The sequence below is a fragment of the Comamonas sp. BIGb0152 genome (genome assembly GCF_024809975.1).
In the GTDB taxonomy this organism is placed as follows: domain Bacteria; phylum Pseudomonadota; class Gammaproteobacteria; order Burkholderiales; family Burkholderiaceae_C; genus Comamonas.
This window is the reverse complement of the sequence record NZ_JANUDY010000010.1, coordinates 45,145-71,803: the sequence shown is the minus strand read 5'-3', so window position 1 is coordinate 71,803 and position 26,659 is coordinate 45,145. Positions and strand designations below refer to the sequence as shown.

Here is a 26,659-nt window from a genome sequence, read left to right as displayed (position 1 = left end):
CGGCTCCTGGTCTTTTTTGGGCAAAGCCCGCCCCGGCACTTGCATTCGCACTGGCGTTGGCAAGCGCCCGGGGGCTCTTCAATGGATGGGGTTTGGTAGAGAGGGTTGGGCTTAGCGGCTCATCATCTCCAGCGGCCACATGACGATCTGCGGGAACACCACCAGCAAGAACATCACGATCGTCTGGGCCACCATGAAGGGAATCACCCCCTTGATGGCGCCACTCATCGGTATCTTGGCCACCCCGCAGACGACATTGAGCACGGTGCCCACGGGAGGGGTGACCAGGCCGATGGCGTTGTTCATGATGAACAGCACACCGAAGTAGACCGGGTCAATGCCCGCCTGCTTGAGCACGGGCATCAGCACGGGCGTCATGATCAGCACCGTGGGCGTGAAATCCAGCGCCGTGCCCACCAGCAGCACCAGCACCATCAGCGCAAAGGTCAGCAGCATCTTGTTGTCCATCAGCGGCTCAACCAGGGTAGCCAGCTGCTGCGGAATGTTCGCGGTGGTGATCAGCCAGGCCGACACACCAGCGGCCGACACCAGGAACATGATGATGGCGGTGGTTTCTGCTGCGCGGTAGATCAGCGCGAACAGCTGCTTCAGCTTGATCTCGCGGTAGACAAACATGCCCACCACGAGCGAGTACATCGCGGCAATCACAGCGGCTTCGGTGGGGGTGAACCAGCCGAACTTCAAGCCGCCAATGATGACCACCGGCAACACCAGCGCCCACAGCGATTGGCGCGTGGCAGCGAGGCGCTCGGCGGTGGAACGTTTGGGCTCGGTCACGATCGGGTCGCGGCCAATGCACCAGCGCCAGGCCAGCAAGATCGCCACACCCATCAACAGGCCCGGCACAATGCCGGCGATGAACAGCTTGGTGATGGACACGCCACCGGTCACGCCATACAGAATCATCGCGATCGATGGCGGAATCACCGGCGCAATGATGCCGCCGCTGGCGATCAGGCCGCAGGAGCGGTTCACGTCATAGCCGGCCTTGCGCATCATCGGCACCAGCACGGCAGCCAGCGCAGCGGTATCGGCCACGGCCGAGCCCGAGAGCGAAGCCATGATGACTGCAGCGCCCACGGCCACATAGCCCAGGCCGCCACGGATGTGGCCAATCCAGGCCATCGCCATCTGGATGATGCGCCGCGTCATGCCGCCAGCGTTCATGAATTCGCCAGCCAGCATGAAGAAGGGCACGGCCAACAGCGGAAAGCTATTGGCGCCATCCCACATATTCTGCACCACGATCTGCGGATCGGTAAAGCCCATGTAGTACATCAGCGCCAGGCCACAGCCAATCAAGGCAAAGGCCACGGGCATGCCCAGGGCCATCAGGCCCAGCAGCGACGAGATAAAAATGAAGATGGTCATGCGCGACCTCCTTGTGCACCGGTCTGCGCTTGCATGGCGTGCTCGGCCTCGCGGGCTTCTTCCATGCCCTCTTCCTGCACGTCGATGAGTTCATGGTCTGGCACACGCCCCATCAAGAGCCGCACCAGGTTCGACAGGCAAATCAGCCCAATGGCCGCGCCCGTGAAGTAACTCACGCCGTAGACCCAGAGCATGCTCAGCTGCGCCACCGGCGAGGCATTGCCCGCGATGATGTCGTGCTGCAGCCAGGTGCCGTAGACGATGTAGACGCAGCAGACCAGCATGATGGCCTGGCTCAGGCCCCAGCACACGCGGCGGCCGGCCACGGGCAGCAGCTGCACCATCAAATCCACGCCCAGGTGGGCGCGCTTGCGCATGCCCACGATGGCGCCCAGAAAGGTCATCCACACAAAGGCAAAGCGCGGCACCTCTTCGGACAGATCGATGCCGGTATTGAAGAACAGCCGCAGCATCACATTGCCAAACACCATCACCAGCATGACGAGCATGCACAGCACCATGACGATTTCCAACGCGCGGATCAGCCCGTCAGCGAGCCTTTTGAGTACCTTGCCCATGGCAACACCTTTCCCGGTAGCCGGGCCTTGCGCCCTGCCACCACCTGAATGCTTGTATGTCTATGCCGGCAGCGCCGCGCCATCGGGCGCCGCCAGCACTTTTTAAAAAGTCAAAGAAGAAAGCGGGCCGCGCCTGTCCCAGCAGCGGCCCCTTTGCCTTACTTGGCCTTGCGTGCCTGCTCGATCTCGGCGAAGAAGCCTTTGACGAACTCGTCGCCAATCTGCGGCGAGAACTTGGCCAGCACGGGCTTGACCTTGTCCTGCATGCGCGCCAGCTCGGCAGCCGGCATGCTGTCGACCGTTACGCCGGCCTTTTTGAAGTTCTCGATGGCTTCGCTGTCGCCTTCGTCGAGCAGCTTGCGCTGCAGCAGGCCGGCCTCAGTCGCAGCCTTTTGCACACCGGCCTTATCGGCAGGCGAGAGGCCATCCCAGAACTTCTTGGACGCCACCAGCGCCGAGGGCGTGTAGACATGGTTGGTGATGGTGATGAACTTCTGCACTTCCTGCATCTTGTTCGCCCACATGTGCTGCAGGGGGTTCTCCTGGCCGTCCAGCGCCTTGATCTCCAGCGCCGGGAACACCTCGGCAAAGGCCATCGGGGTGGCATTGGCGCCCAGGGTCTTCCAGGTATCCAGGGCGACTGGGTTGGTCATCACACGGATCTTGAGGCCGCTCACATCCTCGGGCTTGGCCACGCGGTGCTTGCTGTTGGAGAGGTTGCGAAAGCCCATGCCGGTCCAGGTCAGGCCCACCAGGTTGGCCGGCGCGATCTTCTCAAAAATCTTTTTGGACGAGGCGCCATCGAGCACCGCATAGACCTCGGCCGAGTTGCGGAACATAAAGGGCAGATCCCAGACCTGCACTTCCTTGACCCGCGAGGACAGCGGCGCCAGGGTACCGATGTACAGATCTTGCGTGCCCGATTGCACGGCTTGCAGCTGCTTCTCATCGCTGCCCAGCACGGCGCTATGGTAGGCCTGCACCTTGACATTGCCATTGGTGTAGGTGGAGGCAAGCTCGGCGAACTTGTTCATCGCAATCGCTTGCGGGTGGCTCTCGGGCATGGCGTGGCCGACGCGGGCCTTGACTTCGGCATAGGCCGCGCCAACGCCCATTGCCGATGCCGCCAGGGTGGCCAGCACAGTGCGGCGCAGTGGGAAGTGGATGCTCATCTGTCTGTCTCCGTCTTTGTTGTCAATCGAAAAAAGCCGGCGCTGCTGGCCCGGCATGCTGGGAATCAGGGGGTCTGCAGGCTCCCATCGGCCAGGCGCGTCTGCGTCCAGGTGGTCACCGCGCTGCTGCAGGGGTACTTGGCGGCTTCGCGCTCGTCAATGTCCACGCCCAGGCCGGGCAGGTCATTGGCGTAGACATGGCCATTGCGGAAGCTGGGCAAACCGGGGAACACGGCCAGCAGCGCATCGCGCGGGCCCTTGAGCTCCTGGATCACAAAATTGGGCGGCTCGGTGCCCGACCATTCCTGCACGCCAAAATTGCGCGAGGCCAGGTCGATATGGATATTGGCCGCATGCGCCAGCGGCGACATATCGCCCGGCCCATGCCAGGCCGTGCGCACGCCGTACTGCTCGGCAAATATCTGCAGCTTGCGCGCCGGGGTGATGCCGCCCACCTGGCTCAGGTGCACGCGGATAAAGTCAATCAGCCGCTCGGCGATGATGCCGCGCCACTCAAAGGGGTGGTTGAACAGCTCGCCCTGGGCCAGCGGCACATTGGTCTTGTCGCGCAGCTGGCGCAGCCAATCGCCCTCTTCCAGCGCAATCGCGTCTTCCAGAAAGAACAGCTCAAACGGCTCCAGCGCCTGCGCAAAGCGGATCGCGTCGGCGGGCTTGAGGCGCTCATGCACGTCATGGCACAGCTCCACCTCAAAACCGATGCGGCTGCGGATGGCGTCAAACATCTTGAGCGTCTCGCGCATGTACTTGCGCGCATCCAGGTAGATGCCATCGGCGGCACCCTGCGGCGCGGTGCCGGGTGCCGCGCCAAAACCGCCACCGCCATAGCCGCCGCTTTGGCAGCGGATATGGGTGATGCCCTGCTCGCGGTACTTCTGGATGTTGTCGCACAGCTCAGCCAGATCACGCCCATCGGCATGGCGGTAGATGGGCACGCCCTCGCGCAGCTTGCCGCCCAGCAGCTGGTACAGCGGCATGCCGGCCTGCTTGCCCTTGATATCCCACAGCGCCATGTCCACACCCGAGATGGCATTGTTCTCGATGGGGCCGTTGCGCCAATAGGCGTTCTGGTGCATCAGCTGCCACAGCTCTTCAATCTGGCTGGCATCGCGCCCTATCAAGAGCGGCCGCAGGTATTGCTCGACCAGGCATTGCACTGCCAAATGGCGGTAGGCAAAGGTGGCACAGCCCAGGCCGTAGAGGCCGGGCTGGTTGGTCTCGATCTTGACGACCAGGAGGTTGATGCCCTCTGGCGCCGTCGCGATGACTTTGACGTCTGTTATCAAAGTGCTCATTGCCGCGCCCGCTTACAGCACCGCCAACCAGCCGCCATCGACATAGATGATCTGACCGTTGACATAGTTGGACGCACCCGAGGCCAGGTAAATGGCCGTGCCCACCAGCTCATCGGGCCGGCCCCAGCGCTGCGTGGGGTTGCTGGCCTTGACCCAGGCATCGAACGCGACATTGTTGACCAGCGCCTCGTTCATGTCGGTGAGGATATAGCCCGGGCCGATCGAGTTGGCCTGGATGCCATGCATGGCCCACTCAGCCGCCATGGCCTTGGAGAGCATCTTGATGCCGCCCTTGGCCACCGTGTACGGCGCGACGGTGGCGCGTGCGGCCTCGCTGGTGAGCGAGCCGATGTTGATGATCTTGCCGCCCGTCCCGCGCTCGATCATGCGGCGCGCTGCCGTGCGGCCCACCACAAACGCAGCGGTCAGGTTGGTGTTGATGACCCGGTTCCAGTCCTCCAGCGACACATCGAGCAAGGGCTCGCGGTGCTGGATACCGGCATTGTTGACCACGATATCGATGGCCAGGCCCTGGGCATCAAATGCGGCAAAAGCGGCTTCCACCGCTGCCTGGTCGGCCACATCAAAGGCCGCCCCCTGCACCTTCAGGCCCAGACCTTGCAGCTGCGCCACGGCCGCATCCACCGCTGCCTGCTGGCGGCTGTTGACCACCACGGTGGCCCCCGATTCCGCCAGCCCTTGGGCCAGCGCCAGCCCAATGCCGCGCGAGGAACCGGTAATCAGCGCCGTACGGCCGGACAGATCAAACAGCGAACGAGACATGGAATGGCGACCTTGAGAATTTCAGAAGTCGCCATCATCGGTTTATTTGTATGATGATTAAATCAGAGCAAACCCTAGGAATTTGGCCATCCGTGCAACGAAGGAGACAGCACGAGAATGCGCCTTAGGCCGGCGCACCCCAGCGCGCAATCGTGTCGGCCAGCAGCGCGCGCATCCACAGCTGCGCATCGTCGGCACTGCGCCGCTCAATCGCCGCCAGCACCTTGCCATGCATGAGCAGGCCATCGTTAAACTGCCCGGCCTGCTGGGCGTTGACGGTGAGCAGCGACTCCAGCGCCGAGGCCACAATGCCGCCCAGCGAGATCAGCAAGGGGTTGCCGGTGGCCTGCAAGATGCTCTGGTGGTAGGCCAGATCAGCGACCACCCATTCATCGATGGAGGTTGCGGCCTCCATCGCCGCAAAGGCCTGCTGCAGCGCCTGCAACTGGGCATCGCTGTGCATGCGCGCCGCCAAGGATGCAGCAGCCGGCTCCAGAATGCCACGCATCACCATCAAATGCCGACCCAGCTCCTGGTCCACCCCCTGGCTGCACAGCCAGCCCAGCACATCGGCATCAAACAAGCTCCATTGCTCCTGCGGCCGCACGCGGGTGCCGGTGCGGGGCCGCGCCTCCAGCATGCCCTTGGCGCTGATGGCCTTGATCGCCTCCCGTACCGCCGTGCGGCTCACCCCCAGCCGCTCGCACAGCACCTCTTCATTGGGCAAGGTGGCCCCGGGCCCGTACTCGGGGCTGGCAATCAGCCGCCCCAGGCTGTCCATCACCTGGTGGTGCAGACTGCTGCCGGGTTGTGACGATAAAGACATGGCAATCGGTGGTGGTGCAGAATCATTCATCATACAAAACAAAAGGGGTTGGGGCCAGCGCCTGCCAGCAAGGCACTGCATAGCGGCCGCTGCCTGGGCCGATCATGCCTGCCTTCTGCGCCTGAGGGCGGGACTCGCCTTTGCCACGATGGCGCCATGCAGCAAAAAGAAAGCCGCCCGGAGGCGGCTGGCATCGGTGGACTAAGCCCCAAGAGCGCTTAACCCCGGCGGCGACCTGCGCGCGCCATTCCCAACATAGCCATGGCTGCCAACACACCTGAAACCAGCAAGGTGCTCCACTGGCTCAGCGTTGGCACCGGCTTTGGCGCCACCGGCGCGGCCTTTGGCGTAACAGTGACCACGCTCGACTCAGGACCGGTGAGTCCATCGGTATTGGTTGCTGTGGCGGTGCAGTCGTAGGCAGTGCCATTGGTCAAACCGGTCACCGCCAAGGGGCTGCTCGCACCACTGGCACTGGCGCCTACTGCATCGCCTTGCGGCTCGCAGCTAATGCTGTACTGCTGCAAGGGGGCCGAGCCGGAGTCAGACAAGCTGAGGCCAAAACTGGCCTGACCGTCGCCCACGGAGGCAATCGTCAGATTGGGGGCAACGGGCAGCCCCTGAAACTCAATGTCAGCAGTAAACGCCAAATCGCTGGAAATCTCGTTCCAATTCGCCGTGATCCAGCTTGAAACATCTGGACCGTTATTGAGATACACGAAGCGCCCGCCTGCGTATGAACCGTCGGCTACGCTTGCCCAAAAGGTGTTGGAATTGGGACCCGAGGTTTCAGACACGCTGGCAAAAAGAACATACTGCTTGCCAGGCTCCAGAGAAATGTTCAAGCCGGATACACCATAGGTTTGAAACTCATCGACGGCTTGCATCGTTTGCACGGCACTTGCGTACAACTGTCCACTTGTGGCGCGCTTGTTGACTGAATCCCACTCATAGACGTAGAACTTGAATGGAACCGCGATGCCCTGCGGATTGATACGAACATCAAATGCACGCAACGTCGCCGGAGTCGCGGGCGCGGTGATTGTTTGCCCATAGGTTGCCGTGTTTGGCACACCGAAGGAGTTGATAAATCTGATGCCATCCCAGTCTGGAACCGTATCAATGCTCTGCGCACTGGCCATGGAAGTAGCCAACGCCAACGACAAAGCCAGCGGCACGGCGCGGGCCCACCCAGGTCTGGAGCAGGAAGGCAAAGCAGCGAACAAAGACAACATCAGAAGCAATCAAAATGTGAACAATTGATCATTATGTTACTTTTTGTGTTTTTCTCCTATCCCTGAAACTGGGTAATTGCGCCCTCATTCCACCCCGGTTCAACGTGGTCGGGACTTGCATGCTGACCTACCTCCACATCAGCCCGCCTGCAGCTCAACAGCCATAGGGCAGTAATAGTTGTTCGGCATGGCACGGGCGCTAAGAATCCCCTGCCCTCGCACGGCGTGGCGCCCTCCTGCACCGCCATCTCGTCATCCCCGACATGCCCATCGACAATTCCTCCAGGTCAATGCCGGCCGGCAGCTGATGGCGCAAACCAGGCAGGCGTACAAAGCACCGGCGCAGAGGATCGGCCTTGGCAGAAAAAGAGCCAAGGTCATCAGCCGCGCACACGCAGCGCAGAGCAAACGGGCAGCACTTTGACGAATGCAGCAGCCCCCTCGGGAGGCAGGCCGTACTTGCTCGACTCGCCTGATGTATTGATTTGCAGGAAGACATCCAAGCTGCGCTCTTCTGCCTGCAGGCGCTGCTCCAGCGCTAGGGCCACACGCAGGCTGTCCAGCGCCTGGAACTCGGTTGCAAAATGCGCCACCAGCTTGGCCTTGTTGGTTTGCAGGTGACCGATAACCGATCACTGCAGATCGGGTAAATCCTGCATCGCCTCCCATTTGCCATAGGCCTCTTGCGGCTTGTTCTCACCCAGCATGCGGCAACCAGCGGCATAGGCCAGGCGCAAGCTGGACTCGGGCTTGGTTTTGCTCACGGGCAACAGGCGCAGCGCGGCCGGATCGCGGCCCACCCGCTGGTAAGCCGCCGCAATCCGGGACAAGGTGGTAAGGCCAAGCCCTAGCCACGCAGTAAAAAGCCGCCCGGAGGCGGCTAGGGATGGCGTGAACCCGAACGCTTACACCCGGCGGCGGCCCATGCGTGCCACACCCAACATGCCCAACGCAGCCAGCAAGCCGGAGGCCAGCAGGATGCCCCATTCGCTAAAGGTAGGCACCGGTGTGGGCGCTACGATCGTCTGCACAAAGACCTGGCTGTCTTCGGCAGGGTAATTGGCATCGCCGCTGTAGCGAACCACTATCTCGTGCGCTCCCAACGCATACAGCTTGTTCGTGGTCAGGCTGGCTGCGCCATCCACCAAGGGGGCAACCCCCAGCGAGGTGGCGCCGTCAAACACCTCCATGCTGCCCGTTGGCACAGGCGCCGCCTTGGTCTGCAGTGCAGCACGCTTGGCCGCATCAAAAGCCACCGCAACGCCAAAGGTCACGTTCTGACCAGGCTGCGAAGGATTGAGGCTGGACGAGATGGTGATCGACGAGCCTCCTTGGCCGACCACAATAGTCTGCTGCACCTGCTCAGCCGCATCAAAGTTGGCATTGCCCAACTGGTTGGCATTGATCACACAGCTGCCCACGCCGTTGAACGCCACCACGCCCGCAGTCGCGCTGCAGACAGCAGCACTTGCAGCATCGACCGCGAAAGTCACCGCATTGCCGGATTGACCACCAGTGGCTGCCGCCGTGTAGGAACCACCGACCTTGGGCGTCGCAGGGATGCTGGAGGTAAAGCTAATCACCTGCGTACCTTTGCCGATAGTCACATCCCGCTGCGTCTGTGGCGCTGCCTGGTAGTTGTCATTGCCCGCTTGGCCGGCTTGAACCGTGCAGACCCCCGCAGCCACCATGGTGATAACCGAGCCATTGGCTCCGCCCGAAGTGCAGACCGCTGCACTGGACGGTGCAACGCTGAAGGTCACAGGCAGACCCGAGGCACCGCCGGTAGCCGCCACCGTGAAGCTACCGTTCTCGCTGTAGGCAGGGGTGGCGGGTGTCACATCTATCGCGGAAATCATTTGTGCGGCCTTGGCGATGGTGACATTCAAAGTCGCCTCAGTGGCAGCGTTGTAGTTGGCATTGCCAGCCTGGTTTGCAAGCAGGGCACAGACGCCGCTGCCTAAGATGGAGACGGTATTGCCACTGATGGAACACACCGCACTGCTGGATGCAGCCACGCTGAAGACCACCGGCAGACCGGAGGCGCCGCCACTGGCCGCCACCGAGAACGAACCACCGGTGCTATACACCGGGCTGGCAGGCGTCGCATAAAAGGCAGTAATGGTTTGTGCGGCTTTGCCGATAGTGACGCTCAATGCGGCCTGACTGGCTGCACTGTAGTTGGCATTGCCCGCCTGGTTGGCTTGCAGCGCGCAAACGCCGCTGGCCGCCATAGTCACGGTGCTGCCAGCGACGGTACAAACACCGGGCGCAGTCGAGCTGAACACCACGGGGTTACCAGAAGCGCCGCCAGACGCACTGACGGTGAACGTGCCGCCTGGAGCATAGACAGGGCTACTGGGAGTTGCAGCAAAGCCGCTGATAGCTTGACTGCCTTGGGCGATGGTGAGCGTATAAGAACGCGCGCCAATAAAGCCATTGTTGGAAGTCGCTTGCGCAGTGAAATTAAACGAACCTGCCGCCGTTGGCGCACCGGACAGCGCGCCTGCAGAGGAAAGCGTCAGTCCAGCTGGCATTGCACCTGCCGATACCGAGAAGCTGTAAGGGCCAGTGCCACCATTGGCGCTCGTTGCCGTCAAGGTCTGCGAGTATGGGCTATTCAACGCGCCGTTGGGCAAGCTTGCCGGATTGACGCCGACGGCTACGGTCACACAGCTCAGATTGGCATTGGCCACATTGCTGTTAATGGCAGTACCGGATGCAGAGGCCACGCTACACAGTTGCCCTGCAGGCGCACTTAAGACGCTGATACTCCAGTTGGCACCTTGTGGCAATTGCGTGCCAAAGTTGTAGTTGCTAGCGGCTTGAGGCACCACGAAGCTCTGGGTGCTGGCGGGGTTGCTTGCATTGAGCTGCAATGAAACATTGCCAGTCTGCCCCGTAGCTGTGCCGCCTACAGAGAATGTACTTGGTGCAAAACAAAGAAGCGCCGCCCCGTTTCCGGCCTGAACCCCATTGTTGATGGTGACAGCCGTCAAACCCGTGGCCCCGGAGGAGCCACCCGCCCCGCCCCCGCCGCCGCCATTCCAGTTTTGCTGGCAACTCGTAGTACCTACGCCAGCACCACCGCCGCCTGCGCCGATAGTGGCACCGCCACCACCACCGCCACCAAAACCGGAACCGACGAAAGAACCAGAGAAGTTGAACGCGTCGCCGCCATCGCCGTTCGCGGCGTTGCCTTGCGTCGCAGGGAATGATCCGCATCCGGCACCAGCCGCACCGCCGGTACCTACCGCGCCGCCCCCGCCACCAAAGGGGCCTGCGCCACCAGGTACCGTGGCACCTGCGCCGCCTGTTCCACCTCCACCCACACCGCCGCTGCCACCGGCAATGACATTGGCGGTGCTCCAGCCCGCATTGCCACCACCACCACCGCCGCCAGCAATGGCAACCCGGTTTCCGATGGCATTGCCACTAACGCGAAGGTCTGTCGCTCCACCGCCAATTCCGTCGACGCCTTGCCCCACACCGCCAGGGTTGACGGCCTGCGACGCCTGCCCACCCACCCAGACGGACAAGGTGGAACCGGGAGTAACTGCAAGAGTACCTCGCACACGTCCGCCAAGTCCGCCACTGCCGCCAGGCGAGTTAGGGCTGCCTCCAATGCTGCCCGCTCCGCTGCGGCCTGGGCCGCCTTGCGCTCCGCTGAGGTAGGCCGTGAGGCTAAAAACACCGGCAGGCACCGTGACGGTCTGCTCCCCGCCCGTGAATCCGAAGGCCGCAGGCGTCTCGCCTACGGCACAGCTTTGCGCCTGGGCTGAACTGGCACCCATCATGGCTACAAGGCCGAGCAGCCACAGACCAGGCCGTTTCCGACCTTCTGAAGAGGCAGGGGAGGCACTGCGTTTTGCTGCAGATGCGAAGCGTAAGAGGCTGGGTGTGCGCATAGAGGGGTTGCGGTTGATAAAGTGCATCGCAAAATGTTGCGCCCGCATCATTTTGTTGCAAATACACGTGCGCGTACTTTAGTGTGTAATCACTATTTACGCCATCCCCAAAAATAGTGATTTTCTGATCCACAAGCATGTATTTCAGATGCCAAATTCAGCGTCCAAAACCCGGGACCAAGCAAAAAAGCTATTGATAAGAATAAAGATTTAATTAATAACTCATTCACTGCTACCCCATGCTTGGACTTAGGCCGCGCCCATGTCACTCACTACAGCCCACCCCTTTCCGATGGCGTCGTATCGCCCCGCTTCACATCGATGCCATCTGAGCGGGCGAAAAAAATCCCGCACACCGACGGGATGGACTTAGGCGCTTGCGTTATGCGCCTAACTCTGGCGCTGCGCCCCGCGGCAATCGCGGGCCAGCCATAGCCGTCCGAGCTTGCACGGGGTCCAAGAAATCTCCTGCCCACCCGCACGACCGAAGCCCTATCCGCAAGAGCCATGTCGTGGTGGTCAGACAGCGCCACCAACAAGTCCTCTCGGCTTGCACCAGACGAGACAGATGGCCGCAAAAGTCATCGGCGGATTCGGCCTGTCTTCAGCGCCATGTGGGCCATGCCGGGTGGACGTTTTCGACAGGGTTCCAGTGCGCGCGCCTATGCCTTGTCTGGTGCCTGGGAACCTGCCAGCAGATCAATCACAGTTCTGCAGTTCGATAATGGCAAAGCCTGTGCGCGCCATCTCCTCCTCCACCGATGGCGACGCCGATTCGACATGGCAGAAGCGGCATTCCTGCGCGGTCAAGGAGTCAGCCGGCAGCTGTTTGGCCGCCAGATAGCGGCGGCCATGCGCAAGCACGGCATCCACATCCTTATCCGGGCTCTGGTCCCGGACAAGGATATCGAAATGCATCCGCCGACCATCGGGCCGCAGCACATAGGTATCAAAAACAGCGATTTTCATTGAGCAGTTCCTTGGCAGCCATGTGCCCGTGGCCAGCACATATGCGGGGTTACTTCAGGGCAACCTTCGGAAAGTCCACCGGCACATCCAAGGCAACATTGATGTAGTTGGTAAACAGGTTCAAGGCCACATGCGCAATGATTTCCACAACCTGTTCGTCACCAAAACCAGCGTTGCGCAGGGCTGCAACGTCGGCCTCGCTGATCTGTGCACGTTGCGCCACAACCTTCAAGGCAAAGGCCAAGGCGGCAGCAGTTTTGGCATCAGCGGATTGGCCGATTTGGGCGGCAGACATGTCGGCCAAGCTGGCACCCGCCTTTTGGCCCAGCACCGTGTGCGCGGCCAAGCAGTATTCACAGCGGTTGTAGTTGGCAATGGCCACCGCGATCTGCTCGCCGAGCCTGGTGCCCAGGCTGCCTTTGCCCAAGGCACCAAAGGCGGCCCACATGCTTTGCAAGGCGGCAGGAGAGTTAGCCACCACCTTGAACATATTCGGCGTGGCGCCAAAGGCGTTCTGGATCTGGGCCAGCACGGCTTGGCTGGCAGCGGGGGTGTTGTCGGTAGAAACGCGGGACATAAAGAACTCCTGAAGGGGTTGGAACACAGAGCCAGTATGCGCGGCCAAATTGTATAATTTGGATTAATTAATTCACAAATACAACCAATTCGTACAGATGCAATCCCCTGCACCCCTAGACCGCCTCTCCGGCATCCTGGAGCGCTTTCGTGTGAAGGCGCAACTTCACCACTCCGGCGCCCTGTGCGGCCTGACCCACTTTGATGCGGGCGAAGGCTTTGGCTACCTGCATGTGCTGCGCCGTGGTGCGCTGGAAGTGAGCCACCCGGGCGCCCGCGATGTACCGCAAACGCTGCGCTTTGATCAGCCCACCGTGCTGCTCTACCCTACGCCGTTCACCCACCGCTTCCACAACCCACCCGTTGAAGGGGCAGACCTCAGTTGCGCGCGCCTGGTTTTCGAAGGGGGTGCCAGCAACCCCTTGGCCCGCTCACTGCCGCCGTTAGTGGCCTTGCCGCTAGCGCAGGTGCCGGGCATGGATATGGCCTTGCAGCTGCTGCTGTCCGAAACCGATCACCTGCACTGTGGCCATCGGCTGCTGGTCAACAGGCTGTTCGAGGTGGTGGTGATCCAGTTGCTGCGCTGGCTGCTGGATCACCCCCATGAAGCAGGTGTACACCCGGGCCTCGTCAATGGCATGTCCGATGCGCGCTTGGCGCGCGCACTGGTGGCCATGCACGATGCGCCGGGCGACGCATGGACCCTAGAGCGCATGGCCGAACAGGCGGGCATGTCCCGCACAGCCTTCGCCAACACCTTCCGCGATCTGGTGGGCCAAACCCCGGCGGACTATTTGACGGGCTGGCGCGTGGCACTGGCGCAAAGCGGGTTGCGCGAGAGGCGCTCGATCAAGGTGCTGGCCGAGGAATTGGGGTATGCGAATCCGTCTGCGCTATCGCGGGCGTTTACGGGGAAGGTGGGGGTGTCGCCGAGGGAGTGGTTGGCGAAGGTGGCGCAAGACAACGCCCCCTCCTAACTCGCACACGGCCGGATCTCATTGCCATTCCAAACAAAACCCAGCAATTTATTGGCGTTACGAAGTCTCGACATCTCCCCTTGAATGCTTTGCTCATCGAGCTCCCTCCATAAAATCACTAGTTTTGGGGATTGCGATCAAAAAGGCTCTTGTATCAAATGTCAGCTTTTGCACAAGAGGCTATGCAATGCATTTTGTTAATGTTTTAAGGGTCGGCATTCTCTCAGCTGGATTGATTTCATCAGGTTTGACCAATGCCGCAGTAGAGACATTTTTTGGAGAAGATGCTGTTAATGGATCCTCCGTCGCATCCCGCCCCCAGTCCGATGCAGCACGTGATGCATTTGTTGCACGACTGAATGGAGCAAATACCGAGAATTTTGACTCGATCGGTACAGGTACAACTGCACCGTTTTCAGTGAACATGGGCGCATCCGGAACCGCTACCCTCTCTGGGTCAGCATCGATCAACAGCACTTCAGGAGCGGGCAGATTTGCTACGTCTGGCTCGAACTACATAGAAACCAATACCAACTTCACTATCAGCTTCTCGTTACCGCAGACGGCATTTGGATTCTATGCGACAGATATATCTGATTTCGGTGGACAATTGAGCATCACCTATTCAGATGGCACATCCAGCACAGTTTCCGTCCCCCACCGCAATCCTGCCGCAGATGGCTCAGTATTTTATTATGGCCTCATAGATACAGAAAACCCATTTGTCTCTGTTGTATTTAACAATAGTAACGCAGACGATTTCTTTGGCTTTGATGATTTGACTGCCGGCACTGCAGCCCAGGTAATTCCGCCGGTTTCTATCGCTACGGCAAGTCTGCCACCAGGAATGCAGGGCAAAGACTATGCTCCATTTACGGTAGAGGCAACTGGTGGACTCGCTCCTTTGACTTGGAGCGCAAGCAACCTTCCGGCTGGACTGGTTCTTGACCCAGTGACAGGCGTCATATCCGGCAAGCCCACCGAGAGCGGCACTTTCACGGTGGAGATCTCTGCCAGCGATTCCAGCAGTCCCACTGCGCTCAGCGATACCAAGTCATTCACGATAGAAGTCACCGCCGCGCAGGCACCGGCAGCACCCAAGCCAGTTCCATCACTCGGAACCTGGGCTACCTTCGTTCTTTCAGCTATGGTTGCGCTCCTCGGCTGGAAGCGTCGGCGCCCAAGTTGATCGCCTCTCCATGGGCTAGCAGATGTTCTCGCCAATCCTGTCTTGGATCTGTTGCTGGACGGCGGAAGGATATGCCTGACGGACGCAAAAAAGCCCGCTATTGCAGCGGGCTCAGAATGGAATGCCTTCCAGCTAGTTCTGGCTATTTTCTACAGCCAGCTCATTCCCACTCAATCGTCGCAGGCGGCTTGCTAGACACATCATAAGTAACGCGATTGATCCCGCGCACTTCATTGATGATCCGGTTCGACACCCGCTTGAGCAAACCATAAGGCAGCTCAGCCCAGTCGGCCGTCATAAAGTCGCTGGTCTGCACCGCGCGCAGCGCCACGACGTAGTCGTAGGTGCGGCCATCGCCCATGACGCCCACGCTCTTGACGGGCAGGAAGACGGTGAAAGCCTGGCTGGTCAGGTCGTACCAGCTCTTACCAGTGGCGTCGTCCACCCAGTTGTTCAGCTCTTCGATGAAGATGGCGTCGGCGCGGCGCAGCAGGTCGGCGTATTCCTTTTTCACTTCACCCAGGATGCGCACACCCAGGCCTGGACCGGGGAAGGGGTGGCGGTAGACCATGCCACGCGGCAGGCCCAGGGCCACGCCCAGCTCGCGCACTTCGTCCTTGAACAGGTCGCGCAGGGGTTCGAGCAGCTTCAAGCCCAGTTGCTCTGGCAGACCGCCCACGTTGTGGTGGCTCTTGATGACCACGGCCTTCTTAGACTTAGCACCGCCGGACTCGATCACGTCGGGGTAAATCGTGCCTTGGGCCAGGAAGGTGGCTCCCTTGGAGCCGGCGTTTGCAGCCTTGAGCTTGGAGGCCTCGGCCTTGAACACATCCACAAACAGGCCACCGATGATCTTGCGCTTGGCTTCTGGCTCGTTCACGCCAGCGAGTTTGCCGAGGAACAGGTCGGCGGCATCCACGCGGATGACCTTGGCGTGCAGCTTGCCTTCGAACATCTCCATGACCATGTCGCCTTCGTTGAGGCGCAGCAGGCCGTGGTCCACAAACACGCAGGTCAGCTGGTCGCCAATGGCGCGGTGGATCAGCGCAGCAGCCACAGACGAATCCACACCGCCGGACAGACCCAGAATCACCTCTTCTTCACCGACTTGCTCGCGGATCTTGGCAACGGCTTCTTCGATGTAGTCGCCCATGATCCAATCAGCGTTTGTGCCGCAGATGTCAAGCACAAAGCGGTTGAGCAAGGCCTGGCCTTGCACCGTGTGCGTCACCTCGGGGTGGAACTGCACGGCGTAGTAGCGGCGTGCCTCATCAGCCATGCCGGCGATGGGGCAGGATGGCGTCGAGGCCATGACCTTGAAGCCTGGCGGCAGCGCGGTGACCTTGTCGCCGTGGCTCATCCAGACCTTGAGCATGCCGTGGCCTTCGGGGGTGACGAAGTCTTCGATGCCCTTGAGCAGTTCGGTGTGGCCATGGGCGCGCACTTCGGCGTAGCCAAACTCACGGCTGTTGGAGCCTTCGACCTTGCCGCCCAGCTGGGTGGCCATGGTCTGCATGCCGTAGCAGATGCCCAGCACGGGGATGCCCAGCTCAAACACGGCGTCGGGGGCACGGTCATCCACCTCGTACACGCTGGCATGGCTGCCAGACAGGATCACGCCCTTGAGCTTGCCGTCAGCGGCAAACTCGCGCACCCAGTCGCTGCTCACATCGCAGGGATGCACTTCGCAGTAGACATGGGCTTCGCGCACGCGGCGGGCGATCAGTTGGGTGACTTGGGAGCCGAAGTCAAGGATGAGGATCTTGTCGTGTTGCATAGCAGGATCGTTGGGTTTGGATGGAGGAAAAACGGGGGGTGAAGGGGTCAAAAATCTTCGGCCGCCAGCACGGGGATACCGCATTGGCGGGCTGCTGCCACTTGCGCGGCATCAAAACTGGCCAGGGGCAAGCGCAGCGACTGCGCCAGCCACAGATAGGCGGCATCGTACACAGGCAAGCCGGTGGTCAGCGCCACATCCAGCACGGCCTTGTGCTGGGCGGGCGCCAGCTCATGCAGCTCTACCCGGTGGCGTATCGCATCGAGCACGCCCCATAGGCCTTCGACACTGCCCAGCGGGATGCGGCTGCTGTTGGCACCGGTGGCAATCAGGTTGCTGCACTCCCACAGCCAGAGGTTGGGGGCTTGCGGGTCGACCTCATGGCGGCGAATGCGGGCGTAGAGGCGCTGGGTGTGGGCGCTGGCCGCTTCGGGCAGCAGCCAGGCGGCGGTGACCGAGGCGTCGAGCACAAAGGCGCTAAAGGCGGCGCTCATGCAGCGCTCCTGCCACGGCGGCGCAGTGTTGCGACCGAATCCGCTTGCGGCGCTGGCGCAATGCTGGCTTGCAAAGCCGCCATCTGCGCCAGCTCGCGGGCGATCTGCTCATCGGTGATCACTGGCTTGCGCCGCATCGGCAGCATGCGCACCACCTCTTTGCCGTGGCGCGTGATGCGCACTTCTTCGCCCTGCTCGACCAGCTCGACCAGGGCAGAAAAACGGGTTTTGGCTTCGTAGATACCGACGCTGTGCATGGAAGTGGGTGACAAAAAAATCTGGCCTGAACATCAATTCAGACCAGATTCTATCATTCAGACCAGTTTTATGCCAATAGCTGGGAACAAGAGGTGAGAACACAGCCCAGCAAACCAAAGGTTTGCGGTTGAGGCTAGGCGCACAGCCGCAGGCAGTACTGAAGTACGACAAGGCAAGCAACAACGCATCAAGGGTTGTGTTCTCGCCTCGAAAGGAGGAGCGCCGCGTCAGTGCAAGGTAGTGAGGTATACGCTGTCAAAGGTGCAGGGTGCGTGGTTCCGGGCTGATGGGTAAGCCGTGCGTGAACACGTTTTGCGCTGCCCTCTGCGCAACGATGGGACCCAGAATATTTTCAACCCCCTGGCTCCCAGCCGGGGTCTTTGCACTCGCCCGTGGCGCTCCAAAAACTAGATAGCGATCCCTTGCTGGGTCAGTGAACGGCTATGCCGCCACATCGATCTGCCAATTGGCCGATTGCAGCACCACATTGGTCTCGCGGATGCGGCGCGAGAGGTCATCGGCCTGCTTTTGCAAGCTGGCCACATTGATCTGCGGCAGCCATTTGATCTCGCGTTGGCTGTAGCGGTCCACATCCTTGTGGGTGGCCGCGATGGTGGCGACCAGCAGCGAATGCTGGGCGACGAGGGTATCGCGTTCGGCCAAAATATCGGCTAACAGGCGGCCATCGGCCAACCGGGCCGTTTCATTGGCGGTGTTGATGCTGCGCACCAGCTGCTGCTGCGCGAGCAAGGTGGCATTGGCCTCGGCCAGCAGGTCTTCAACCCGCTCCTTGGGCTCTTCTCCCTCTTGCACGATGGCATTGCGCGCAATGCGCTCACGCAGGGACAGCAGCTTTTTCTTGTGGTCGGCTCTGAGCAACAGGGCTTCTGCAAGCTTCATCGGCATTCCTTCGCTATGGCTGCGGGGTACGGATATCGAAAAAATGGCTGCCAGCGGCAGCCATTTTCAAGACCATCAGTCAGCGCGGTAGTTCGGCGCTTCCTTGGTGATCTGCACATCATGCACGTGCGATTCACGGATACCGGCTGCGGTAATTTCCACAAACTCGGCCTTCTCGTTCATCTCGGCAATCGATGCGCAACCGCAGTAGCCCATGGATGCACGCACGCCGCCTGCCATTTGGAAGACGATGGCGACCATCGAGCCCTTGTAGGGCACGCGGCCTTCAATGCCTTCGGGCACCAGCTTGTCCGCATTGGGATTGCCGGTGCTCGACTCCTGGAAGTAGCGGTCGGCCGAGCCTTGCTGCATCGCGCCGATCGAGCCCATGCCGCGGTAGCTTTTGTAGGAGCGGCCTTGGTACAGAATCACTTCGCCAGGCGCTTCTTCGGTACCGGCAAACATGCCGCCCATCATGATGGTGGATGCGCCAGCGGCCAGGGCCTTGGAGATATCGCCCGAGAAGCGGATACCGCCGTCGGCAATCAAAGGCACGCCCGTGCCTTGCAGGGCCTGGGCCACGCTGTCCACAGCCATGATCTGGGGCACGCCCACACCGGCCACGATACGGGTGGTACAGATGGAGCCCGGGCCGATACCGACCTTGACCGCATCCGCACCCGCCTCAACCAGCGCCAGTGCGGCTGCACCGGTGGCGATATTGCCGCCGATCACATCGACTTGCGGGTAGTTTTGCTTGACCCAGCGCACGCGCTCGATCACGCCACGGCTGTGGCCGTGGGCGGTGTCCACCACCAGCGCGTCCACGCCGGCCTTGACCAGCAGGTCCACACGCTCTTCGGTACCAGCGCCCACGCCCACGGCCGCAGCCACGCGCAGACGGCCAGCGCGGTCGCGTGCAGCATTGGGGAAGGTCGTTTGCTTGGTGATGTCCTTGACGGTGATCAGACCCTTGAGTTCAAAGGCATCGTTCACCACCAGAATGCGTTCAAGCTTGTGCTTGTTGAGCAAAGCCTTGGCTGCGGCAGGCGTGGTGTCGTCTTTTTCATTGACGGTCACCAGCTTGTCGCGCGGCGTCATGATGTCGCGCGCCTTGACGTCGTAGCGGGTCTCGAAGCGCAGATCGCGGCTGGTCACAATGCCCACCACTTTGCCGCCGTCGCAGACCGGGAAGCCAGAGATGCCCCGCTCTTCGGACAGCTGCATGATCTGCAGCACCGTGTGATCCGGCGTGATCACCACCGGGTCGTGCACAACGCCCGACTCATGGCGCTTGACCTTGGAGACCTCGGCAGCTTGCTGCTCGGCAGTCATGTTCTTGTGGATCACACCAATACCGCCCTCTTGGGCAATAGCAATGGCCAGCCTGGCTTCAGTTACCGTGTCCATGGCGGCAGACACCAGGGGCAGGTTCAGGCGGATATTGCGGGAGAATTGGGTGGCGAGAGAGACGTCCTTGGGCAGGACTTGGGAGTATGCGGGTACCAACAACACATCGTCGAAGGTGAGCGCTTTTCCGATCAGGCGCATTGTGAAAGCTCCAAAAGAAAGATTCTACCGTCTTTTGTAAACAGCTTGCAGGGCACCTGTATTACAGACCTTGGGCCTTGGGCTGTTATCGCCAACCAACAACTTCGTCTGCAGATGCTATCGGCAAGCTACACTCGCTTTCTATGAAACTCATCAAGCTCCTCCTTCTCTCGGTCGCCATGGGCATTGGCGCGCCGGCGTTGGCCCAATGGCAGTGGGTCGACAAAGATGGCCGCAAGGTCTTCAGCGACCGCCCGCCGGGATTGGAAGTGCCGGAGAAAAATATCATCAAACGCCCCAAGGGCTATGGCTCGCTCAAGGGCGTGCAATCCTCGGGCACCGGCCCCGCTCTGCGCGATGCAGCGCCTGCCCCGCAGGATGGCGATGCTGGCGATGGCGCAGCAACCCCTGGCCAAGCTGCTGCACCCGCCCCTGCTAGCGGCGCACCCGCTGCCAAGGCCCCCACCGGCAAAGACAGAGAGCTGGAAGCCAAGAAGGCGGCAGACGCCAAAACCAAGGCCGATGCCGAAGCCGCTGAAAAAGCCAAACAAGCAGCAGCCAAGGCCGACAACTGCAAACGCGCGCAGCAAGCCAAATCGATGTACGACACCGGCAAGGCCGTGCGCGCACCGAATGAAAAGGGTGAGATGGTGTTCCAGAATGCCGAGCAGCGCGCTGCCGAGATCAAGCGCACCGATGAGGTGATCTTCAACAACTGCTGATCGCAGGTGCCACACGCCAAAAAGCCAAGCATCTGCTTGGCTTTTTTCATGCTGCGATGCCGCCGATCAGGCGCCGTAGCCGGCTTTGGACTGCGGCCTGCGCCTGGCAAACAGGCCGGTGCCACGGGCACCCTGCTTGGCAAAGCGTTCGCGCCGCGCTTTTTTCGGGTCGACCTTGAGCGGCTGGTACAGCTCCACGCGGTCGCCATCGGCAAGCAGCTGGCTGCGCGGTCGTATCCGCCCCCAGACACCCGCATCCTGCGCACCCTCAAACACCTGGCCGGTTTGCGCGCTGGCAGCGGCCAGGGCCTGGGCCAGGCTCGCACCGGCTGGCAGCTGCAGCTGCAGCGTTTGGGGCTGGCCGTTCTGGGCCCATACCACCTCGATCTGTATCAGCTCGGCGGCAGGCTCGACTGCAGGCGCTGCATCAGCCATAGATCTTCTCGGCCCGCTGGATAAAGGCATCCATCATCGTGGCGGCGATCTTGTCAAAAATGGGGCCCACCACAGCGGCCAGCGCCATGCTGTCAAAACCATAGCTCAGGCTCAGCGACACCTTGCAGGCGCGCTGGCTGCCATCGCCCACCGGCTCAAAGCGCCAATCCCCTTGCAACTGCGAGAATGGCCCTTTGACCAAGGCCATCTGCAGGCGCTTGCCCGGGTCATAGGTGTTGCGGGTGACGAATGACTTTTTGATGCCGGCCAACGCAATACCCACCTCGGCGGTCACGCCATCGGCATGCGGCTCCAGCACGCGCGCATGGTCGCACCAGGGCAGAAAATCTGGGTAGCGCGGCACATCGGCCACGAGATCGAACATCTCCTGGGGGCTGTACCAGATCAGGACGGACTTGTTGACAGTTTTCATGCAGACAGGGAAAAGGGCCGCAAGGAACGCAAAGGAAGGCGGCGGCCCGAAACATTCATAAAATCATAGACCAGAACAAAAAGCGCTGCATCCAGCAGCCCTAAGGGCTTGGGAAAGCCGTTTTGCCCCTAATATTGCAATTATGTCGAAGACGAACAACACCAACAGCCGCATAGCCGATAACAAGAAGGCTGCATTCAACTATTTCTTTGAGGAACGCTTTGAGGCCGGCATGGTACTGCACGGCTGGGAGGTGAAGGCGCTGCGCGAAGGCAAGGTGCAGCTGACCGATGGCTATGTGCTGGTCAAGAACGGTGAGCTCTATTTGATGGGCTGCCAGATCAACCCGCTCAAGACCGCCTCCACCCATGTCAGCCCTGATGCTGCGCGCATCAAGAAGCTCTTGATGAAAAAGGACGAGATCAAGCGCCTGATCGGCAAGGTCGAGCAAAAGGGCTACACCCTGGTTCCCATCAACCTGCACTGGAAAAATGGCTTGGCCAAATGCGATATTGCGCTGGCCAAGGGCAAGGCCGAGCATGACAAGCGCGACGTGATCAAGGACCGCGAAGGCAAGCGCGAAGTGGAGCGCGCGATGAAGGTGCACAACCGCTGATGGCCGTTGCAGCTTGGGGCCAGCGCCTGGGCAAAGGCATGCACAGGCTCTAAGATGGCGGCTCATTCCTGACTGGAGACCCCGCCATGCACACATTGCTGCGGCTCGCACGCCTTTGCCTAGCCGTCCTGGTGCTGGCAGCCATTGGCCAACAGCTGGCCCTGCATGCCGCCAACGGCTTCAGTCTCGCCAATTTCTTCAGCTACTTCACGGTGCTGTCCAATCTGTTCGCAGCGCTGGTGCTGCTGGTCAGCGCCTGCGTCCCCACCCACAGCGAACGCCCCTGGTTGAGCCTGCTGCGCTATGCATCGGCCGTCCAGATGGCCATTGTCGGCCTGGTGTTTGCCTTGCTGCTCCGCGACCTGGATGTCGGCCTGATGCAGTCCTGGATCAACACGGTGCTGCACTACCTGATGCCTGTAGCCGTGGTGCTTGATTGGCTGCTGGCCCCACCGCCTTCGCCCCTGGCACGCAAGGCCCTCAGCAAGGCATTGGTGGTGCCAGCGCTGTATCTGGTCTACAGCTTGCTGCGCGGCCAGCAAACGGGCTGGTTCCCCTACCCCTTCTTGAACCCGGCCAACGTGGGTGGGCCGGCGGGCGTTGCGCTGTATGCCGCAGCCATTGCACTGGGCTTTGTGTTGGTGGGCAGCCTGCTGCTGCTGGCCGCCAAGCAGCCGGGCCCCCACCAGCGCCGCTGAAGCACAGCGGTGGCCGTCGGCCGCGGCTTGGCCAGGCCAGGCCGCCCAGGATGGGCATCTGTCCGACATGCCAGCCCCGCCGCCACACCTATATTGATGGCACTACCAACCAACCTGGGTGCCGTCTATGTTCTCCAAACTTGCTGTACTGGCCATTCCGCTGTCTGCGGTTCTTTTGACCGCCTGTGGCACCGCCAGCCATAAGGAAGCGGCACCTAGCACACCCGTGCGATCCGCAGATGGCGTGCTCGTAGGCCCGGATGGCCGCACGCTCTACACCTTCACCAAGGACACTGCTGGCAGCGGCGCTTCGGCCTGCTACCAGCAATGCGCCACCAATTGGCCCCCGCTGCCCGTGGCCTCCGGCGCCAAGCCGATTGGCGATTTCAGCATCGTGCAGCGCACGGACAACACCCAGCAATGGGCCTACAAAGGCTGGCCGCTGTACTACTTTGCCAAGGACAGCCAGGCCGGCGACAAGCGCGGCGATGGCATGGGCGGCGGTGTCTGGAAGCTGGCAAAGCCTTGATCGGCTAAGGCCAGCGAGCTTTTCCCTCCAACAACAAGAGGTGGCCAAATGGTCACCTCTTTGCGTTTCAGCGCCGCACCAGGCGCTGTTTTTATTTGGATTTGTCGCGCAGGCCGCTACTGTAGCGCTCCAACCAAGCAGACGCCTTGGCCAAGGCCTGGCCGCCCTTGCCCAGCAACTGGGCCAACTCCGATTCAGCACGCTCGCGCAGGGTGTCTTCCGTCTCGGGCAGGGGCGGCAGAATGTGGGCGAAATAGGTCTTGCCCAGCACCCGGTGCAGCAAACGCTCGCCAACAAAAGGCTGGTTGCCGTTCAGCGCCCGCGCGCCCTTGATGATGTTGCGGATGTCGTACTGCGTGGGGCTGATGTCGGGCACCTGCTTGGGCAGGCCCAGCAAGGTGTAGACGCCAATGCGCGCGGTGCGGACCGAGCTTTCCATCGTGAAGATGATGTCGTTGCTGGTCTCGACAAACTGGCCGACCAAGGCCAGATTGGTGCAACCCTCGGGCACCACATGGGGCCGGTCGCCGGCGGCGCGGGGCATGAACTGGGCGGTGATGTAAGGCATCAAGGCTAGGCGCACCTTGGTGTTGGCGGCTACGGCATCGATCTGGTCGGCAATGCCCAGGTGGTAGCACAGCTCAGCCAAAATCTCACGGCCGGTGCATTCGGGCATGGTCTTGGGCACATGGTTGCCCTTTTTGTCCATCAGCAACGCATATACCCACAGCACCAGCACATCGCCGGGCTGGTCAGGAAAGTGCGGCTGGCGGTTGCAGGTAAAGCTCATCACCCAGTTCGAATCGGTGAAGGTGATGATGCCGCCCGTCACCGTCTTGCCCGAGTACGGGTCGTTGACAGACAGCTCCTTGAGCTTGTCGATCAGCGGCGAGGCTTTGCAGGTCAAGGTGGCCGACTCCCACATCGAGCCTTTCACATCGCCATAGAACTTCTCTGGCCTGCCAAACACTGGCGACTTGGCCGCCAGGCGCTTCCACAAGGTCCAGTCGCTGTCCTCGCCCGGCTCCTCATTGCCACGCGCCAGCACCGGCGCCGTGTCCAGATCGCCATAGGCCGTGCCCTCGGTCATTGAGCCAGTCAGCGCAAACACAACATCATGCGGGCCCAGCGCAATCTGCACATCCTGGCCTGCTGATTTGCAGCGGATGGCCGTCACCGTGCGGCTGCCCGCTTCTTCGCGCATGTCCAGGTCGTAAGCGCGGGTGTTGAACTGCACCTTGACGCCCTTGTCCTTGAGCATGCGCGTCAGGGGCACCACAAAGCTGTCGTACTGGTTGTACTTGGGGAACACCAGCGCCGACATGTCCGTCAAGCCATCAATGGCATCGAGGAAGCGGTGCATGTACAGCTTCATCTCCAGCAGGCTTTGCCAGTTCTCGAAGGCGAACATCGAGCGCCAGAGGAACCAGAAATTGGTCTGCAAAAAGCTCTCGCTGAAGTAGGCCTCGATCGTCACATCGTCCAGCTCCTCCTTGCGCTTGAGCAGCAGCTTGACGATCTCCCACTGGTGGGCCTTGCTTAAGCCCAAGGTGGAGAAATCGCGAATCTTGCCCTGCTGGTGCATCAGCCGGGCCTTGGACCAGTTGGGGTCGTTGTCGTTGACGTGGCGGTACTCATCGAGCACGCTGTAGCCCTCGGGCAGCTCCAGCGCTGGCACATCCTGGAACAGGTCCCAGAAGTTGTCGTAGTTCCAGTTCATCTCGCGGCCACCGCGCACGATATAGCCTTGCTCGGCATTGCCCGCGCCATCGAGCGAGCCGCCGGCCACATCGAGGGTGTCCAAAATGGTGATGTCTTCGCCGGCCATACCACCATCGCGGATCATGTAGAAAGCCGCTGCCAGCCCTGCAATGCCGCTGCCGATGATCCAGGCCTTGCGCCCCTGCACTGGCGCGCCCAGCACCGGCCGGTTGCGCATGTAGGCGCCCATCATGTCCGGTGGTGGCAGGCTGTCTTGGGGGCCCTTGCGCCAAAAGCCGTCGCCGATATTCGCCTCAACGCGAACCGAGGAGGCCGGGGAGTCTGCATGCTTCATGGTCTTGCCTTTCATGGATACCTTGACGATCAGACGTTCAGGTATAGCACACCCACTCCCCCCCCCTTATTGATGGGCGGCAAGCGCCTACGCATTCACGTAGCGGCTTGCCTTGGCAGCAGGCTCAGTCCAACGCCAGCAGCGGATGGGCCTCTACCGGCCAGGGGCTGGCAAACATCTGCGCCACTTCCTGCAGGTTCACGTCTTCGATGCGCGCGGGACTCCACTTCGGGTGGTGGTCCTTGTCCACCGCCAGCGCGCGGATGCCTTCCAGCGTTTCGCTCTTGCGATCGGGACGCAGATAAAAGCAGTGGCGTACCAGGTCGCGCTCCATGCGCAGGTCGTCGGCCAGGCCCTGGCCGCGTGCACGGCGGATTTGCTCTAGCACGACAAACAGCATCAGCGGCGAGCGCTTGCGCAGGGTCTCGGCCGTGGCCCGGGCAAAGTCGCTGCTGCCACCCTCCAGCGCGGCGATGATGGCCGGCACATCGGCCAGGCCAAAGTACTGGGCAATCTCCGCATCGGGGTTGGCTGCGCGCTCTGGTGCGCTGGCCAAACCCGACCGCACAAAGGCTTCGACGGCCTGGCCGTTGGCAAAACTGCCATCGGCCAGCCCCTCCCACAGCGCCTGCTGCTGCGCGCTCTCCAAGTAGCCATCGGCCAGCTGGTAGGCCAGCGCATCGGCTGCGCCAATCATCTGGCCGGTGAGGCCGAGGTACTCCCCCACATGGCCGGGGCAGCGCGAGAGAAAGTAGCCGCCGCCCACATCGGGGAACAGGCCAATGGCGGTCTCGGGCATGGCCATCTTGGTGCGCTCGGTGACGATGCGCAGGCTTGCGCCCTGGCTAATGCCCATGCCGCCGCCCATCACGATGCCGTCCATGAAGGCGATATAGGGCTTGCCGAAATGGTGGATCAGGTGGTTGAGCGCGTATTCCTCGGTGAAGAAATCCTCCAGCTCGGGGTTGCCAGCCATGCCAGCCGCATGCAAAAAGCGGATGTCGCCGCCAGCGCAAAAGGCGCCAAACACACCCTCTTTGTTGCTGCCCCGGATGGCGACGGCCAGCACCTGCGCATCCTTTTGCCAGCGCAGCAGCACATCGCGCAGCTCGCGCACCATTGCCAGCGACAAGGCATTGAGCGCCTTGGGCCGATTGAGCGTGATAAAGCCCACTTGGCCGCGCACTTCGCTTTGCACATCTTCGGTGTAGACCGACATAAGAATGACTCCTGGTTCTTCTAAAAAACAACCGCCACCATAGCCGAAAAACG

Annotated in this window: 26 protein-coding genes and 1 pseudogene; 7 read left to right on the top strand and 20 right to left on the bottom strand. The window is 61.3% G+C overall.

The features are described from left to right. Positions 1-111: 111 nt before the first annotated feature. From M2375_RS18270 to M2375_RS18240, 7 genes are all read right to left on the bottom strand, one after another. Positions 112-1,392 carry a TRAP transporter large permease gene (locus M2375_RS18270; RefSeq protein WP_259169351.1) on the bottom strand — a complete coding sequence of 427 codons (1,281 nt, stop codon included), beginning with the start codon at positions 1,390-1,392 and terminating at the stop codon, positions 112-114. After that, positions 1,389-1,970 (bottom strand): TRAP transporter small permease, encoded by a 582-nt coding sequence (locus M2375_RS18265; protein WP_259169350.1) that lies wholly within the window; start codon positions 1,968-1,970, stop codon positions 1,389-1,391. Before M2375_RS18265 ends, M2375_RS18270 begins: the two co-directional genes overlap by 4 nt. 158 nt (positions 1,971-2,128) lie before the next feature. Continuing rightward, positions 2,129-3,142 (bottom strand): TRAP transporter substrate-binding protein, encoded by a 1,014-nt coding sequence (locus tag M2375_RS18260; RefSeq protein WP_259169349.1) that lies wholly within the window; start codon positions 3,140-3,142, stop codon positions 2,129-2,131. A 65-nt stretch (positions 3,143-3,207) separates the two neighbouring features. After that, on the bottom strand, positions 3,208-4,455 hold the full coding sequence (locus M2375_RS18255) for an enolase C-terminal domain-like protein (protein WP_259169348.1): 1,248 nt from the start codon (positions 4,453-4,455) through the stop codon (positions 3,208-3,210). A 12-nt stretch (positions 4,456-4,467) separates the two neighbouring features. Continuing rightward, complete coding sequence (locus tag M2375_RS18250) at positions 4,468-5,238, bottom strand: SDR family oxidoreductase (protein WP_259169347.1); 771 nt, start codon at positions 5,236-5,238, stop codon at positions 4,468-4,470. 124 nt (positions 5,239-5,362) lie between these two features. Continuing rightward, entirely contained in the window at positions 5,363-6,064 is a 702-nt protein-coding gene (locus tag M2375_RS18245; protein ID WP_259169346.1) for a FadR/GntR family transcriptional regulator, read from the bottom strand. Positions 6,065-6,282: 218 nt separating this feature from the next. Next, entirely contained in the window at positions 6,283-7,206 is a 924-nt protein-coding gene (locus M2375_RS18240; RefSeq protein ID WP_259169345.1) for a fibronectin type III domain-containing protein, read from the bottom strand. Here M2375_RS18240 and M2375_RS18235 point away from each other — a divergent pair. Then, positions 7,205-7,327, top strand: a complete 123-nt coding sequence (locus tag M2375_RS18235) for a hypothetical protein (RefSeq protein ID WP_259169344.1) — start codon at positions 7,205-7,207, stop codon at positions 7,325-7,327. The genes M2375_RS18240 and M2375_RS18235 overlap by 2 nt on opposite strands. Positions 7,328-7,437: 110 nt before the next feature. On the opposite strand, the pseudogene M2375_RS18230 reads toward M2375_RS18235, so the two are convergent. The 4 genes and pseudogenes from M2375_RS18230 to M2375_RS18215 all read right to left on the bottom strand — a co-directional run. Then, positions 7,438-8,135: pseudogene (locus tag M2375_RS18230) on the bottom strand (YggS family pyridoxal phosphate-dependent enzyme); the annotation flags it as partial. 69 nt (positions 8,136-8,204) lie between these two features. After that, the gene (locus M2375_RS22490; protein WP_310473187.1) at positions 8,205-11,093 is read right to left on the bottom strand and encodes an IPTL-CTERM sorting domain-containing protein; all 2,889 of its coding nucleotides are present in this window, start codon (positions 11,091-11,093) and stop codon (positions 8,205-8,207) included. Between the two features lie 813 nt (positions 11,094-11,906). After that, a complete protein-coding gene (locus M2375_RS18220) occupies positions 11,907-12,176 on the bottom strand; it encodes a DUF2024 family protein (protein ID WP_259169343.1) in 270 nt (89 codons plus the stop codon). A gap of 49 nt (positions 12,177-12,225) precedes the next feature. Then, complete coding sequence (locus tag M2375_RS18215; RefSeq protein ID WP_259169342.1) at positions 12,226-12,753, bottom strand: carboxymuconolactone decarboxylase family protein; 528 nt, start codon at positions 12,751-12,753, stop codon at positions 12,226-12,228. Between the two features lie 97 nt (positions 12,754-12,850). Between M2375_RS18215 and M2375_RS18210 the strand changes: the two genes are divergently transcribed. Together M2375_RS18210 and M2375_RS18205 are read left to right on the top strand one after the other, a co-directional pair. Next, a complete protein-coding gene (locus M2375_RS18210) occupies positions 12,851-13,729 on the top strand; it encodes an AraC family transcriptional regulator (protein ID WP_259169341.1) in 879 nt (292 codons plus the stop codon). A 187-nt stretch (positions 13,730-13,916) separates the two neighbouring features. Next, the gene (locus tag M2375_RS18205; RefSeq protein WP_259169340.1) at positions 13,917-14,918 is read left to right on the top strand and encodes a putative Ig domain-containing protein; all 1,002 of its coding nucleotides are present in this window, start codon (positions 13,917-13,919) and stop codon (positions 14,916-14,918) included. Positions 14,919-15,078: 160 nt separating this feature from the next. On the opposite strand, the gene guaA is transcribed toward M2375_RS18205, so the two are convergent. From guaA to guaB, 5 genes are all read right to left on the bottom strand, one after another. After that, entirely contained in the window at positions 15,079-16,695 is a 1,617-nt protein-coding gene (gene guaA / locus M2375_RS18200; protein ID WP_259169339.1) for a glutamine-hydrolyzing GMP synthase, read from the bottom strand. A gap of 47 nt (positions 16,696-16,742) precedes the next feature. Further along, on the bottom strand, positions 16,743-17,189 hold the full coding sequence (locus M2375_RS18195; RefSeq protein ID WP_259169338.1) for a type II toxin-antitoxin system VapC family toxin: 447 nt from the start codon (positions 17,187-17,189) through the stop codon (positions 16,743-16,745). Next, on the bottom strand, positions 17,186-17,446 hold the full coding sequence (locus M2375_RS18190) for a type II toxin-antitoxin system Phd/YefM family antitoxin (RefSeq protein WP_259169337.1): 261 nt from the start codon (positions 17,444-17,446) through the stop codon (positions 17,186-17,188). Before M2375_RS18190 ends, M2375_RS18195 begins: the two co-directional genes overlap by 4 nt. Positions 17,447-17,888: 442 nt before the next feature. After that, the gene (locus M2375_RS18185; protein ID WP_259169336.1) at positions 17,889-18,347 is read right to left on the bottom strand and encodes a DIP1984 family protein; all 459 of its coding nucleotides are present in this window, start codon (positions 18,345-18,347) and stop codon (positions 17,889-17,891) included. A 75-nt stretch (positions 18,348-18,422) separates the two neighbouring features. Beyond that, positions 18,423-19,898 carry an IMP dehydrogenase gene (guaB, locus tag M2375_RS18180; RefSeq protein ID WP_259169334.1) on the bottom strand — a complete coding sequence of 492 codons (1,476 nt, stop codon included), beginning with the start codon at positions 19,896-19,898 and terminating at the stop codon, positions 18,423-18,425. A gap of 143 nt (positions 19,899-20,041) precedes the next feature. Here guaB and M2375_RS18175 point away from each other — a divergent pair, with 143 nt between their 5' ends. Further along, entirely contained in the window at positions 20,042-20,620 is a 579-nt protein-coding gene (locus tag M2375_RS18175; protein WP_259169333.1) for a DUF4124 domain-containing protein, read from the top strand. A gap of 66 nt (positions 20,621-20,686) precedes the next feature. Here the strand turns inward: M2375_RS18175 and M2375_RS18170 are convergent, their stop codons facing one another. Next, positions 20,687-21,055, bottom strand: coding sequence for an RnfH family protein (locus M2375_RS18170; RefSeq protein ID WP_259169332.1), 369 nt, complete (start codon positions 21,053-21,055; stop codon positions 20,687-20,689). After that, a complete protein-coding gene (locus M2375_RS18165; protein ID WP_259169331.1) occupies positions 21,048-21,488 on the bottom strand; it encodes a type II toxin-antitoxin system RatA family toxin in 441 nt (146 codons plus the stop codon). The genes M2375_RS18170 and M2375_RS18165 overlap by 8 nt, the downstream gene beginning before the upstream one ends. Before the next feature lie 142 nt (positions 21,489-21,630). Here M2375_RS18165 and smpB point away from each other — a divergent pair, with 142 nt between their 5' ends. The 3 genes from smpB to M2375_RS18150 all read left to right on the top strand — a co-directional run bounded on the left by smpB (position 21,631) and on the right by M2375_RS18150 (position 23,331). Then, positions 21,631-22,104, top strand: a complete 474-nt coding sequence (smpB, locus tag M2375_RS18160) for an SsrA-binding protein SmpB (protein ID WP_259169329.1) — start codon at positions 21,631-21,633, stop codon at positions 22,102-22,104. Positions 22,105-22,190: 86 nt separating this feature from the next. Further along, positions 22,191-22,802: a Pr6Pr family membrane protein gene (locus tag M2375_RS18155; RefSeq protein ID WP_259169328.1), complete on the top strand. Its 612-nt coding sequence runs from the start codon at positions 22,191-22,193 to the stop codon at positions 22,800-22,802. A 127-nt stretch (positions 22,803-22,929) separates the two neighbouring features. Further along, the gene (locus tag M2375_RS18150) at positions 22,930-23,331 is read left to right on the top strand and encodes an ATP-binding protein (RefSeq protein WP_259169327.1); all 402 of its coding nucleotides are present in this window, start codon (positions 22,930-22,932) and stop codon (positions 23,329-23,331) included. 91 nt (positions 23,332-23,422) lie between these two features. On the opposite strand, the gene M2375_RS18145 is transcribed toward M2375_RS18150, so the two are convergent. Then, positions 23,423-25,387 carry an oleate hydratase gene (locus M2375_RS18145; protein WP_259169326.1) on the bottom strand — a complete coding sequence of 655 codons (1,965 nt, stop codon included), beginning with the start codon at positions 25,385-25,387 and terminating at the stop codon, positions 23,423-23,425. Between the two features lie 124 nt (positions 25,388-25,511). Then, positions 25,512-26,606: an enoyl-CoA hydratase/isomerase family protein gene (locus M2375_RS18140; protein WP_259169324.1), complete on the bottom strand. Its 1,095-nt coding sequence runs from the start codon at positions 26,604-26,606 to the stop codon at positions 25,512-25,514. Positions 26,607-26,659: the final 53 nt, after the last annotated feature.

Excerpts from the sequence above, each read along its gene's own strand:
- M2375_RS18270 (WP_259169351.1), bottom strand. The coding sequence starts at position 1,392 with ATGACCATCTTCATTTTTATCTCGTCGCTGCTGGGCCTGATGGCCCTG.
- M2375_RS18265 (WP_259169350.1), bottom strand. The coding sequence starts at position 1,970 with ATGGGCAAGGTACTCAAAAGGCTCGCTGACGGGCTGATCCGCGCGTTG.
- M2375_RS18260 (WP_259169349.1), bottom strand. The coding sequence starts at position 3,142 with ATGAGCATCCACTTCCCACTGCGCCGCACTGTGCTGGCCACCCTGGCG.
- M2375_RS18255 (WP_259169348.1), bottom strand. The coding sequence starts at position 4,455 with ATGAGCACTTTGATAACAGACGTCAAAGTCATCGCGACGGCGCCAGAG.
- M2375_RS18250 (WP_259169347.1), bottom strand. The coding sequence starts at position 5,238 with ATGTCTCGTTCGCTGTTTGATCTGTCCGGCCGTACGGCGCTGATTACC.
- M2375_RS18245 (WP_259169346.1), bottom strand. The coding sequence starts at position 6,064 with ATGTCTTTATCGTCACAACCCGGCAGCAGTCTGCACCACCAGGTGATG.
- M2375_RS18235 (WP_259169344.1), top strand. The coding sequence starts at position 7,205 with ATGGAAGTAGCCAACGCCAACGACAAAGCCAGCGGCACGGCGCGGGCC.
- M2375_RS18240 (WP_259169345.1), bottom strand. The coding sequence starts at position 7,206 with ATGGCCAGTGCGCAGAGCATTGATACGGTTCCAGACTGGGATGGCATC.
- M2375_RS22490 (WP_310473187.1), bottom strand. The coding sequence starts at position 11,093 with ATGGGTGCCAGTTCAGCCCAGGCGCAAAGCTGTGCCGTAGGCGAGACG.
- M2375_RS18220 (WP_259169343.1), bottom strand. The coding sequence starts at position 12,176 with ATGAAAATCGCTGTTTTTGATACCTATGTGCTGCGGCCCGATGGTCGG.
- M2375_RS18215 (WP_259169342.1), bottom strand. The coding sequence starts at position 12,753 with ATGTCCCGCGTTTCTACCGACAACACCCCCGCTGCCAGCCAAGCCGTG.
- M2375_RS18210 (WP_259169341.1), top strand. The coding sequence starts at position 12,851 with ATGCAATCCCCTGCACCCCTAGACCGCCTCTCCGGCATCCTGGAGCGC.
- M2375_RS18205 (WP_259169340.1), top strand. The coding sequence starts at position 13,917 with ATGCATTTTGTTAATGTTTTAAGGGTCGGCATTCTCTCAGCTGGATTG.
- guaA (WP_259169339.1), bottom strand. The coding sequence starts at position 16,695 with ATGCAACACGACAAGATCCTCATCCTTGACTTCGGCTCCCAAGTCACC.
- M2375_RS18195 (WP_259169338.1), bottom strand. The coding sequence starts at position 17,189 with ATGAGCGCCGCCTTTAGCGCCTTTGTGCTCGACGCCTCGGTCACCGCC.
- M2375_RS18190 (WP_259169337.1), bottom strand. The coding sequence starts at position 17,446 with ATGCACAGCGTCGGTATCTACGAAGCCAAAACCCGTTTTTCTGCCCTG.
- M2375_RS18185 (WP_259169336.1), bottom strand. The coding sequence starts at position 18,347 with ATGAAGCTTGCAGAAGCCCTGTTGCTCAGAGCCGACCACAAGAAAAAG.
- guaB (WP_259169334.1), bottom strand. The coding sequence starts at position 19,898 with ATGCGCCTGATCGGAAAAGCGCTCACCTTCGACGATGTGTTGTTGGTA.
- M2375_RS18175 (WP_259169333.1), top strand. The coding sequence starts at position 20,042 with ATGAAACTCATCAAGCTCCTCCTTCTCTCGGTCGCCATGGGCATTGGC.
- M2375_RS18170 (WP_259169332.1), bottom strand. The coding sequence starts at position 21,055 with ATGGCTGATGCAGCGCCTGCAGTCGAGCCTGCCGCCGAGCTGATACAG.
- M2375_RS18165 (WP_259169331.1), bottom strand. The coding sequence starts at position 21,488 with ATGAAAACTGTCAACAAGTCCGTCCTGATCTGGTACAGCCCCCAGGAG.
- smpB (WP_259169329.1), top strand. The coding sequence starts at position 21,631 with ATGTCGAAGACGAACAACACCAACAGCCGCATAGCCGATAACAAGAAG.
- M2375_RS18155 (WP_259169328.1), top strand. The coding sequence starts at position 22,191 with ATGCACACATTGCTGCGGCTCGCACGCCTTTGCCTAGCCGTCCTGGTG.
- M2375_RS18150 (WP_259169327.1), top strand. The coding sequence starts at position 22,930 with ATGTTCTCCAAACTTGCTGTACTGGCCATTCCGCTGTCTGCGGTTCTT.
- M2375_RS18145 (WP_259169326.1), bottom strand. The coding sequence starts at position 25,387 with ATGAAGCATGCAGACTCCCCGGCCTCCTCGGTTCGCGTTGAGGCGAAT.
- M2375_RS18140 (WP_259169324.1), bottom strand. The coding sequence starts at position 26,606 with ATGTCGGTCTACACCGAAGATGTGCAAAGCGAAGTGCGCGGCCAAGTG.